The following is a 12,273-nucleotide window of genomic DNA, read 5'->3' on the forward strand; positions in this document are numbered from 1 at the left end:
GTAGCGAGGCTTTGGCATTGCTCTAAGTATGTGAGTGAACTTAGATGATCTGATCGTAGCTTTAAGCATTAGTTCCCTGATTTAGGAAACAAAGCCTTGTTGCTGACTAAGCTTGAGTTTTGTTTCAATATCCATATTAATCCTTACTGAGTTTAGAAAATAAACCGCTACCCTCTATAAAAAGAAAAAACGGCCCTGCGGGCCGCAAACTCTGAACGTTGAACCCTAAGAACCTGATACGCACGAGACGTAGAACAGATTGGATGGGCCGCTGCTGCTGACGGTGCCAGAGCGGAGGTTCACGCGGTAGTAGACGGAACCACTAGCCGTCGACGACCAGTAGAAGCTGCCGGTCGCCCAACCCTTCGCGGTGTACATGTGACCAAAGTTATTAGAAAGACTCATCAACTCATCCATATTTGCTAAAGCCCAATCATCTCTCCCGTTAAGCTCAAGTGTATTATAATGTTCACAAAGGCTATGTGCTTCAGTAAAACTAAACATTGCAAACGATCCTGAAGGACCATCATCAGGGCTAATTTCAACATGACTACCGTTGTAATTACTATAGCCAACAGCGTTTAAAAAGCTCTCACTTGGAGTACCGGTAAACAACTTTCCATCGCTTTCCGCAATTTTAACACAGGCACCCGCGGCGTTTTGTTGATCATCATCCCCAACTTGGCCACCACACAATAAGGCATGAAAGGTAACTTGGCTAATCGCATTAGTCTGTGTATTGGTTGTTGTGGTGTAAGATGACGCCACATCAAAGGTCATGGTCGTTGTTGGGGTTTGATAGTTTGTATCCCACTTTACCCGCACTTTTTGCTCACCTGATTCATCGGTTTGAGTCGTTTCCGCTTCAAGGATAGGAGTAACCATTTCTGCGGTGTCTGGGTGCTGTTCTGTACTTACCACTGAAATGACTGAGTAACCTTCTACTGGGTTGCTATTTTGATCGGTCAAGGTCGCAGTAACCTGGCCACCTTCCACTGACGTATAAGGTACCGTGTCAATCGTTGCTTCTGATGACACTGCAGCCGTCTTTTCATCACCAATAAACTTAACTTCATAGTCTTGAGTAATGCCCCCCACATCAAGGGTTAATGTGACGGTTTCCGCTTTTAAACTGGTTAAGCGAAACTCGGCAATACCATAGCTGTCTGTGGTAACGTTATCGCTGTCCAATGTCACATTTGGGCTAGAGACAGAAGCCGTCACAAGGGTATCTGGTCTTACTTCTTGACCGAGTTTTAACTCAACAAATACAGAACCAACATCAACTCCATCCGCGACAACTTCCGTGCTTGAGGTAGGCAATACAGTAATTAAACCTTGCTTAACACATGTCACATAATAAGCCGATGTTGGATCGACATCGCCTGTAAGGGTGCTGCCATCTTTAAGATCCACCCACTTAACCAGATCTGCTCCGTCATCATAAGCGAGGTATTGCGCTTTAACAGGCCAGTTATGTAACGCCTGAACATCGGTATCAGTGGCCATCAGCTTAAGTTGATCAAACGTCGGCACTGAACCACCGATGGTGTCGCAGTATGCTACGGCCGACGGATAACGAAAACCAGCCATATCAATCGCTGGGCTGTAGCCATCATCGTTCAGTTTTATATCATAAGGCGAGCCTTGCCCGGCTGCATCAAGTGCGGTGGGTGGTCCAATATAGAGATCCAACAAATGAGAAATGTCGTCCCATTTTGATGACTGATTAGGATCGGTCACTTCAACACGAATCAAACCCATGTCATACACTCCATTATGATCACTAACCGCAAAACTAATATAGTGGTAACCTGGTTGTGACGCTTGAAAGACGATCGTTTTATTCTGAGTGTCCAGTGGATCTTTAGGTACCGCTTTTGCGTTAAACGATTCAACATACACCAATTGATAATCATCACTATCGTCCGAGGAAACAAAGCCGCTGATGTCGATTTCTTCATCGGTCAATACGTAGACAACAACTGGATATACAATATTATCGTCAATCGTAAAACCTTGGTTAGCTTCGTAGCCCACCGCAACATCTAAAACCCCCATCAGCACAAGGCCATTAACCGAGTCTTCTAACGTATAAAGAACACGGTCAATGCCGGTAAAACCTGACGGCGGGGTATAATCCATAGTCTGGTCATCTGTACTATTTATTTGAACTGAGCTCGAGCGACCGTACGGTAGTGTAAGCTCCGTTAATACAAACTCGTCACCTAACGTAAAGCCGACTTTCTCCAATTCGTCCTTCAGTAAAACACTCACATCTTCATTAATCAGTGTTGTTGCACTTACTGGAACCAGTTCGGTTGAGCTAGGATTACTACTTACCGCAATGCGCGTAACCGCAGAACTCGAACCTTCTGAGCTACTACTATCACTCATTGGCGCTTCAGCCATACGGCTCATTGGCGACAATGTTTTAGGAGTCACATGATATCGATAGTCACACACCTTGGTATCAAAGGCCTGAATTACAAACCCTGTTTCCGTCATACTTTCTACTTGGCAGCTATCATCATTAGACAAGACCTCGACTTCACTCAGCGCAAAGCCACCACCCGTTGATGAAAATACCTTTGACGACAGGTCAACCTCGAACGATTCAGCATAGCCAGTCGAGTAGGTAGCATTTTGAGCGGAAAGCGTCGCGCTTTGAGTATTAGGGGAAACACTTGCTGAGCTTCCTTCACTGCCCTCTCCACCACACCCAAAAAGGGTAAGCGTAGTAGCGACGACAAAACCCAGGGGAATGCTTCCTCCTGGCTTATTGCTTAAAAGGTTCATATTACTTCTCTTTACTTTTTATTGATTTCAAAATTGATTTTATGATTTGTATTTAATGTTGTATTGGGCATTTACACTTTGCTGATAACAGTGATGCCATGTAGGCTAAAATTAGCACTGAACATGGGTAATGAATGCTGATCGTCCTTGATTAGCATTAATCATTGAAGGCCTATAATTATGTCTATTTTCAGCGTTCCTATTACTGAATAGGCAGTTGCATCTCTTTAGAGTATTTTTTATCGTAAGATGTTACGGTTACATTAAGTTGTTCACTTTGCGTATATTCCGCAAGAGAAAACGTTTTATCCCGACCAGATACAACAGTGAACTTTTGTTTGCATTGCGTATTTTTTTCTGTTGTACATGAGTTAACATAAACATCAATTAGCGTATTACTATTATTATCGATGCGTAAATTCTCGCCCTGATTGTAAATCTTATAATCAAAACTTGGCTTTGTCGTAGGCAGAATATAAACCGGTGAAAAACCATAGTTTATCTCGACACCGTGAATTTTCTCTCCCTCTTCTTTATAACGACTAGGAGTAAATGGCAGCATAAACATCAAATCTTTGCTGTTATCGCAAGACGTGTTGTGACATAAGCTACGAACACCCACGTCTTTCTCTTCACCAGGTCTTAAAACTAATCTTGGGTGCGTAAGAGATATTTTCCAATCATCTAGATTGTTTCTTGTATAACTATTACGAACGATTTTGTCGCCATCAATAAACTGAATTTCTTGTACTTTTCCATTAACAAAAATCGGGTGAGACTCATCATTAATAAGTGTCACGACACCATTGCCCTTTTTATCCGCGACGACAATCATCTTGTCGACATTAAAAGCATTGGCAGCAGTAGAAGTCATTGCTGAACAAATTGCGAATACTGTTAATAGATTATATTTAATTTTCATATTTCTCTCTACTAAAAATAATAAATTTTAGGATACTACTCGTCTATTTTGCTCAGCGCGTATATAACACCAAGCGCGAAAAGAATGAGTACATACATGTTTAAAATATTTGGTCCGATCATTACTCCGCTCTCTTATATTTGACCTTCATGCATATAATTGAGGTATTAGTTTTCATATTTACGAGCCCAAACGATAAAGGTGAGTAGCTCGATTGGTGAACAGTATCGCGCGTTCAGGTTTGAAGGTATTGGGCACTCTTGAATTTCAAAAACGCAAGATGCGAGATAGCTAAACAAGTGTAGATATCATTTACATTGGCGAGATACTCTCTGCTACAAACAAAGAAACACTGCCAAAAAATTGGCAGTGTTTCTGTTTCAAGGAAGGCAATTTAATCTAAACAGCTAACTTTCGGGTAAAGTATTTTCTCTTCAGGGTAAATCAAATTCAAATCACGATTATTAAGATTTGGATTTGCTTCGACTAATTCATCAAGTGAGCTATCAAATGCTCTTGCAATTCGGAGCAAATAGTCGCCAGGAACCACTCGGTATTCAACTAAACGCTGCTGACACGATGGCGCCTTCTTAATTGGGACAATAGACGCCAATTGGGTTTTCGGCCTTGATACTTGGGTCGACTCTTCAACAAGCTGGTCAACATTGGGCCTTGGGTTAATATCTGAAAGGCCTTCTGCGGCTTCATTGCTTGAAAAACGATAAACCAACAGTGCATTAAATGCGTATAGATCGTCTTGTTGACGAGCTAAATCAAAGACGCCTTGGTAACCAAGGTCGGCGCTCCAATTTTTACTCAATTGGTATTTAAGACCAAGCGATGCCGTAAAATTGGTGTCGTCACTAGAAAACGCGCCCCCGACTCCTGCATACAAGGAGGCAAATTCACTGACGGGTAGCAATAAGTCGGTTTCAACCATTACCGCACGTAAACTATCTATTTCCGAATCAGAAAAAGCAGAATAATCAGCATAGCCAAGTTCAAATAGTACGTTTTCACTAATGTTATATCCAACCGCCGCCTTATAACCAAGTGCTTCAGTCTGTCCCATGTTGTCATCAAATGCAGAAAACGTCATGCCACCACTCATCTGGATAGGCAGCTCCTCTGCTGATACACTTATGGATAAGAACACAGCGATAATCGATGACATTAAGTTCATTTTTTTCATCTTAAATACCAGGCTCCAACATGATCGTTACTTCATCAAAATAATCTCCGGAAACAGCAGAACTGCCCTCAATATCGTAATCAAAGTCTAAAGTAAAGTTAATACTTGTTTGCACTCCAGCTCCTTCTGAAATAGCCGTTGTTTGATTCATTAATTGTCCTTCATCAACTAAGTTACCAGAGCTGCACTGATCGCAATGAATGCTGTAAGGAATAACCACACCAGGGTTACTTGAATTAACTAATTCGTATGACTGTAAGGGCATTGTTAAAACAATTCCGTCATTAAAATAGCCGTTCGCTGTAATATCAAATGACGTTGTCGATGTTATTCTTTTGCCAATTGTGTCGTAGACTGGCGTCATGACACCATCTCCACTTACAAAAACACTGTCGAGTTGAACAGGCTGATAATCAAATGAAAACAACATCACTTCATTGATGTTGCGATAAGTCATAATGCCGTCATTTTCATAGTAGTAACGAATATTTACCGGCACTGAAGCTGAATATTGCCCCTCTGGTAGCCCACTTAATGCCGACACTATTTCACTTTCGTTAATATCGAAAATAGGTCTCAGGAAAATAAATGGGCTCGATTTTTGTTTATTAATTAATCGAACAGACGAAACACAGTTTGGACCTTCAACAGTCACAATCGGTAGTGACACTTCATCAAATGAGCACCCACCACCTACCGTATTCGCTGACTGGGCAAATTCAATTCCAGTAGTATTGTATTGAACGCCCGATATATCGATCGATATTGACGGTGAAGTATTCCCATTTCCCCCAATTAAAGTCATCTCTGTTGGAGGTGTACCCGAAAATGTCGCGGCCGCCCAAGCTTCTGAAGCCTGCAACATAGGAGGAGTTTCCCACGTACTTGGCAGCATTTTGCCATTGTAACGTGTCACATTGTCCCAACGAACACCACCAGCCTTCACTTCCGCGCGAACTTCAAACGCAGCTTGAGCCATGCTTGTCGTCATTAATGCAATAAACGCTACAATATATAGGATAGGTCTAGGCATTATATTTTACCTCTCGTCACCATTTCTTTCTTTGAATAGCTTCTGTCGTGAGATGTCACGGTAATGGTCAACTCGTTATTTCGCATAGTTTCGGTTAAAGGGAACGTCTTATTCCTTCCCGATACAACCGTAAATTTTTGTTTGCATTGGGCTTTGTTTTCAGCAACACATGCATCTACAAAAAAATTGAGCATGGTATTACTTTTATTTTCGACTCTAAGGCTATCACCGTTGTTGGTTAATTCGTAAGAATAATTCGGTTGTGTTGTAGGAATAATATAAACAGGTGCGAATCCGTAATTAATTTCCACACCACTCACTACTTCACCAGGTCTGTATTTACTTGGAGAAAAAGACAGCATCAACATCAAATCTTTTGAATTATCGCATGCAGCGTTGTGGCATAAACTACGTATGCCAATGTCTTTCTCTTCACCAGGGTTCAAAACTACCTTCTGGTGCGTTAATGACACCTTCCAATCGTTTAAGTTGTCTCTTGTATATTGTTTTTTTTCTACCTGTTCTCCATCAATAATATTTATTTCATCCACCTTTGCTTGGATAAAAATTGGGTGAGACTCGTCGTTGGTTAACGTAACGATACCGTTCCCTTTATCATCAGAGACAATAACCATTTTATCTACCGTAAAAGCTTGTACACTTATAGATAACAATATAGCGGTGAGTGATACTAAATTTAGTAGAACTTTATTGGATTTCATTTCCCACTCCTTAATTAACTTGTGCGACTGGGTATGTAATGGCGTTGGTGCGATAAAGTCGTTTTGCCAACAGTTTTAACTGATCGATATCTCTTTTATGAAGCGCTATTGTTTCCGCCATGTTTATAGATTCATGCGCTATATAAATTGCCTTAAACGAACCCACTTCTTTCTGAATAATTCGATAACCGTGTAATTCGAGCTTTTTAAGCGCTTTATTCAGTTCAATCGAGCTTTCGTATGCACCTAAATACATCGCTTGTAGTCGTTCACCTGCATCAATCAAATCTATCTGCTTTTCTTGAGCTATTGGCAAACAATAGTTTTGACCAAAGTTCATCTGATTTGTTGAAGTAAATTCATAAGGCAGTAAGCATTGGCTTTCTTTCGCTGACAATTCAAAGTTCATGCCTTCCAATACGGTTACTCTATAAACACCGTCGGCCATTTCATTGACTTCAATACAACCTTCTCCATGACACTTCACTTCTGTAATCGGCTGTTCTGATATGTCATTAAAGGCGCTAACAAACGAAACGACGCGACTAACTCTTGGCTCAATAGAAGCAACCGTACCTGGGTGTGTAAACACGGTTACGTTACTATCACCAGAGTTGTAAAGATCAACGCTCTCTGAATCAAATTTCGCACGATATTGACTATAGTCTTCCAAAGGCACAACGGTTTCATCGTTATATACGATGAACTTACTGTTGTTTCGCCCTTCTTTTTTAAGAGAGAAGTAACCTTTTTCATCAAACGTCTGCTCTGTATTCTGCGACTGATGAATATCGACAAGCGTATAAGACGTTGCCGCTTTATCGGTAATATAAACGCCGTCTGTCGTCACGATTTGAGTGCTAGACAAGCCAGCATTGATACCACTCGTGCCATTGGTGGACGTATGGGCGGAGGCATTCATTCGAGCGTATTTAGTCGTGCCACTGGTCGCCAATAACGCATCTTGATACATATCATCCTGTTGTCGATCGTAGGTGTTACTCACCTCAAGCGACGTATTAAAGGAGTCTGAGTCAATTAACTGATTTCGTCTTACTGTTGTTTTAAATTGATTAATGTCATCACTATCACTCGTCAGGCCCACAATAGTTTCTACTGTGTCTGACAACGGGACACTCCATAACAAATTAACTGATATGTCGTCCGTCGCCTCAGAGTAATCGACGTTAATATTAACTCGCGAATCTAAAACTGTGGGCGTGCTGTAACCAACGGAAATAAACTGCTGTTCCTGTTCATCCGAGTTACCTAAATTGTCTAACTGCTTGTCGTTATTAAGCGAGTAAACCGCATACATAGATTGTCCACCGCGGAAGCTGTACGAAGAATTCAACGATAGACGTGAATAATCGGCATATCCGTACATATAAGAAGCAACTGGATCACCAAGTTCATTATCGAGAGACTCATAAGATAGACTTAAATAAGGGATACCGATATTAGCATTAAAGTGAGATGCGTCTTCGAATTGGCTGTACACAGCTTCAGTACTCAAATCCCAATCAATCAGATTGTATGCACCACCAACGGTGTACATAGTGCCACTGTCCGTGACCAAGCCGCCCAAGCCTACTTGCAACGAACGGGTGAGTTGGTAGTTAGCTAATGCCTTGCCATAAACATCGTCTTCAATATTTTTAATGCCATGTTCCGTGTAGTCGTAATGGCTTCCTGAAAACATACCCGCAGTGGCAACGAAATCCACTTCCCCCTGAGTCAGAGAGTCACCTTTGGTGTTATATACTTGATAAGTCTGGGTATTAACAACTTGCCCACCACTTGTCACCTCAAGTACAGCTTCATAGCGACCAGATGGTAACTTGCTGTAAGGAATTGAGTTCTGCCCTTCTGGTACGTTATCTTGAAAAATCAATCGACCATCACGAAGAACTTGTACACCGCCACTTGTTGGCGCATAAAAGCTCAATACTTTGTCGTTATTATGTCCGCCTACGAGCAACTTTTTAGAGGTACCTACCGTGAGCGAGTTTTGAGCAACTCGAGCGGTGTTATTCAGGAAGTCAGTTGAGTTAACCTCTGGCTCAAATTCAAAATGACCCGCTTTTATTGAGTAAGAATCGATATCTAAATGATATGCCGCTTCATACAATTCAGAACCGTTATCACTGTTGTTGGCATTGAAATCAGTTTTGAGGTATCCGTAAGGTAGCCCCAGTGTCGTTTCATTATTTAAAGAAACGATTGAGTCTTGATCTTGATATTCACTCACGTACAGATCAAATGAATTGATTAACCCATTGTGTTGACTCAGAGACGAGTGGTATACCAGTTCTTTATCGAGATTCGAGTATGACAACACCTGTGGAGATACAAAAAGATAGACTTCTTGATCGTTATAGTTATGAACGATCTCAAACGTTTCTGGGTACAACTCACACTCATCGAGCTTACCTAAACACTCAGACTGATCTTGTATGCCAACCATTAATTGATCTATGATCTTCTGCTGGTACTCAGCCGACACTGTATTATCATTTAAATAGTCAGATACCTGTGCGATCGCTTTTTTATTATTCGAGTCTAATTTTAACGTGTTAAACGACGTTAAAAATGGGATCGGTGAAGTAAGGGAACCATCTAAGTTACGTATACGGACTGTTGACTCTTTCAATTCAAACAGTTCTTCAAAACCTTCAAGAACATTTTGACTATAACTTGAATACGAATACACAGGCAATAACACTAAAATTGCCATTGTTATGAGTTTGAACCTGAACATTATATATCTACCTCTATATTGAACTCTATCTCACCATTACACCTCTCCGCTTGGCCCGCTGTGATGATATCTTTAAATGACTGAAAACTTAATATAATGTCATGCTCACTATACTTATTGTCGCCATCATTTAAATTGAAATTTGAAAAAGAGACGGATTCACCCTCTGACAAACTTATCCCGTCAATCGTTAATGTAACGAAATCATCCTGAACATTGCTCACTCCAGAGTAGTCCGTACAAATTGACGTATTTTTTGTTAACGTTGAAATATAAGGAATATCCGAAGACTCAAAAGGTATATCTGTTTCAATTCTTAATGTGGTATTAACATCATCAAATTTTGTTTTGTCTTGATTTGACGTCAACTCCAGAACTGCCGGAATAAATTCAACAGAATTAATTGAATTTGTATAAAGTTTGCCTACATCGAGGCTCGTAGTAATGTAAAGCACTTTGAAATCGGCGTTGGCATTCATACTCATGAAAGCCAATAGTATTAAAACTTTTTTCATATTGACTACCATCGTAGAGAAATAAGGCTCGTAATTACTACGAGCCTTTGAATCGGGAATTTTCTACAAATTAAACAAGGTCAGCCATAACCGTTACTGATGCTTGAACAGTAGTTCCACCTACTTCAGATTCAGGTAATACAGCAGTCTGCTTAACTTTAGTTGAAATAGTTTCTTCACCAGAAACAACATCACCAACGGCTACTGGTGCACCATTTACATTAATCTCAACAGCTTGAGATGGGTTTGCCACACCGTCAAAAGCTACTGATGCATCAACTAGAGTCCAGTTAGCTGAAGCTAATGCACCAACAACAGGAGTAACAGCATCACCATCATTTAAGTGAGACTCAAGTACGATAGTATCTGATTCAAACACACCGTCTGTGCTTGGAGTGATAGTACCGTTAAGCGCTGTTGTATCACCTCCTAGGCCAGTGATGATAAGTGCATCTGATGCGTTAGTTACTGGAACAGTGCCACTCCATACAACAGTAGCATTTGAAGATGCGTTAGCACCTGCACTTACTGCCATACCCATAAGAAGAACTGATGCTAGTGCGCTTTTTTTGAAGTTAAACATTTTACTTTCCTTTAAAGATTAAATATTTCATAAATTAGTAATCCCGCTCCTGCGTTTAAATTTGTTAACGCTCATCGGTGACAGGACGAAATAAATTATGCGGAACACTGGAAAAGAAATATTGGGCATTTGAAAATTCCATTTGCCGAAAATGCCGATTCGATAAAACCATCAACAGTAAAGCTAGTAATACCTACCTTCGTTTTATCTACATCTATAATAAAAACCTGCCCGATAAGCTATAGTTTAAATTCTAATAAAAGAAGATTGAATTACATAAGCAATCGAACAATACTTACCATAATAGAGATTATCGAGGACAAAGAATGCCACTCACGTTTGCACACTTCTTAGAACAAGCCAGAAAGGAGCGAGGTTTAACACAGCAGGAGATGCTTGAGTTACTGCTTGAGGCCGACCCGACATTGTCTAAGCTCGACCTCAGGGCAAGATTACGAAGCCCCTTGCCCTGCAAGGACTTGCGAAAGGTAAGCGTTATTGCGGTTCGCTTTTTTCTGCTTTCTTTTGATCCCTGCTTTGAAGCTGATTTCTTCCGTCAGCAGATTTAAAGCTATATGTCTTATAACTGCTAAATTCTCACCGGCTTGCTCTCGACGTATCCGACATTCATCTTCTTTAAAACCAACGTCTAATCGCCAGTGCATCTGATTTTCAATGCTCCAATGTGCTCGCGTGCTCTCTAGTAAAGCTTTAGCCGTTAGTTTTGCTGAGCTTATGTAGTGCTTGATTTGCATTGTTTCTGCTGGCTTATCACCTTCTTGACGAATTGAAACGACCATACCAATTGTGGAGAGTTCAGCCCAATCAAACGCTATATAGCCTAAGAAATCTGTATTGTGAACAACCATACTCAAACGCGTTTCTGTACGACCATGCCCTTTCTCTTGAGTGACGTATTTATCACCTTCAAAACTATTAATCATACTAGAATTAAACACTTGGCTAATTGCTTGCTCCAATCGTTTTTGATTACCTTTTACCGCTAAGAGATAATCTGCATCTTGAGCGACTATCTTTTCAGCTATATCCTTCTGGCATCCCATAGCATCAATAGTCACTAAACAATCTCGCAAGGAAAGCATTTCAAGCAGTTCAGGGATCGCTTTTATTTCATTGCTTTTATCCGCAGTCTTCACTTGTCCTAGTACAACTTGGTTTGCTGCACTAAAGGCACTAACCATATGGATTGCACCACAACGCTTGTCTTTGTTGTATGTGCCTCTGAGAGTTTTGCCGTCGATAGCAATCACTTCACCCTCTGTCGTCTCATGACAGTCTTTCATCCACGCAGTAAAGCATCGTTGCAGTTGCTTGGCGGAAATAAGATTGATAACTCGGGCAATGGTATCGTGTACTGGTATGCCTTGTTTGAAATCACCATACTGCCTAAGCCATTCCAAGTTATCTTCACCAAAATCTTCAATATCCTCCCAACCTTCAGCACCAGCAATCACTGCTGCAATTGTTAAGAAGATAATGTCGGTTAGCGTGTGCTCTATTTTCCAAGCTTGGCGAGGGTCTCGAATAACTGAAATATGGTCCAAAAGGCTTAATCCATTCATTATGGCTAAATATCTGCTGTTAAAAAACAGTATATGATCACACCTAAATCTGATCATCAAATCGATCTTGAATGGGCGTTGTTGCCTAAATCAATTGAACCTTTTCCAAGTCCTGCGATCTGATCCTTTATGATGGTTAGAGCGGTGACAACATGGGTAAGGC

The 12,273-nt window shown here is 40.8% G+C and carries 9 protein-coding genes; all 9 read right to left on the reverse strand.

All coding sequences use genetic code 11. The annotated features are described in order from the left end of the window. Positions 1-225: 225 nt before the first annotated feature. The 9 genes from AB6D93_RS22775 to AB6D93_RS22815 all read right to left on the reverse strand — a co-directional run bounded on the left by AB6D93_RS22775 (position 226) and on the right by AB6D93_RS22815 (position 12,110). On the reverse strand, positions 226-2,799 hold the full coding sequence (locus AB6D93_RS22775; RefSeq protein ID WP_102332841.1) for an Ig-like domain-containing protein: 2,574 nt from the start codon (positions 2,797-2,799) through the stop codon (positions 226-228). Positions 2,800-3,001: 202 nt separating this feature from the next. Then, complete coding sequence (locus AB6D93_RS22780) at positions 3,002-3,721, reverse strand: hypothetical protein (RefSeq protein ID WP_065583727.1); 720 nt, start codon at positions 3,719-3,721, stop codon at positions 3,002-3,004. 394 nt (positions 3,722-4,115) lie between these two features. Next, positions 4,116-4,913, reverse strand: a complete 798-nt coding sequence (locus AB6D93_RS22785; RefSeq protein ID WP_102332842.1) for an outer membrane beta-barrel protein — start codon at positions 4,911-4,913, stop codon at positions 4,116-4,118. Position 4,914: 1 nt separating this feature from the next. After that, a complete protein-coding gene (locus AB6D93_RS22790) occupies positions 4,915-5,946 on the reverse strand; it encodes a hypothetical protein (protein WP_102332843.1) in 1,032 nt (343 codons plus the stop codon). Further along, positions 5,946-6,668 carry a hypothetical protein gene (locus tag AB6D93_RS22795; RefSeq protein WP_102332844.1) on the reverse strand — a complete coding sequence of 241 codons (723 nt, stop codon included), beginning with the start codon at positions 6,666-6,668 and terminating at the stop codon, positions 5,946-5,948. The genes AB6D93_RS22790 and AB6D93_RS22795 overlap by 1 nt, the downstream gene beginning before the upstream one ends. 10 nt (positions 6,669-6,678) lie before the next feature. After that, the gene (locus AB6D93_RS22800) at positions 6,679-9,429 is read right to left on the reverse strand and encodes a TcfC E-set like domain-containing protein (RefSeq protein WP_102332845.1); all 2,751 of its coding nucleotides are present in this window, start codon (positions 9,427-9,429) and stop codon (positions 6,679-6,681) included. Further along, positions 9,429-9,944: a hypothetical protein gene (locus tag AB6D93_RS22805; RefSeq protein ID WP_065583732.1), complete on the reverse strand. Its 516-nt coding sequence runs from the start codon at positions 9,942-9,944 to the stop codon at positions 9,429-9,431. The genes AB6D93_RS22800 and AB6D93_RS22805 overlap by 1 nt, the downstream gene beginning before the upstream one ends. Before the next feature lie 70 nt (positions 9,945-10,014). Then, on the reverse strand, positions 10,015-10,527 hold the full coding sequence (locus AB6D93_RS22810) for a hypothetical protein (RefSeq protein WP_065583733.1): 513 nt from the start codon (positions 10,525-10,527) through the stop codon (positions 10,015-10,017). Positions 10,528-10,979: 452 nt separating this feature from the next. Then, positions 10,980-12,110: an ISAs1 family transposase gene (locus AB6D93_RS22815; protein WP_102332848.1), complete on the reverse strand. Its 1,131-nt coding sequence runs from the start codon at positions 12,108-12,110 to the stop codon at positions 10,980-10,982. Positions 12,111-12,273: the final 163 nt, after the last annotated feature.

The sequence above is a fragment of the Vibrio sp. 10N.247.310.23 genome (genome assembly GCF_041467155.1).
GTDB classification, from domain to species: Bacteria; Pseudomonadota; Gammaproteobacteria; order Enterobacterales; family Vibrionaceae; genus Vibrio; species Vibrio crassostreae_C.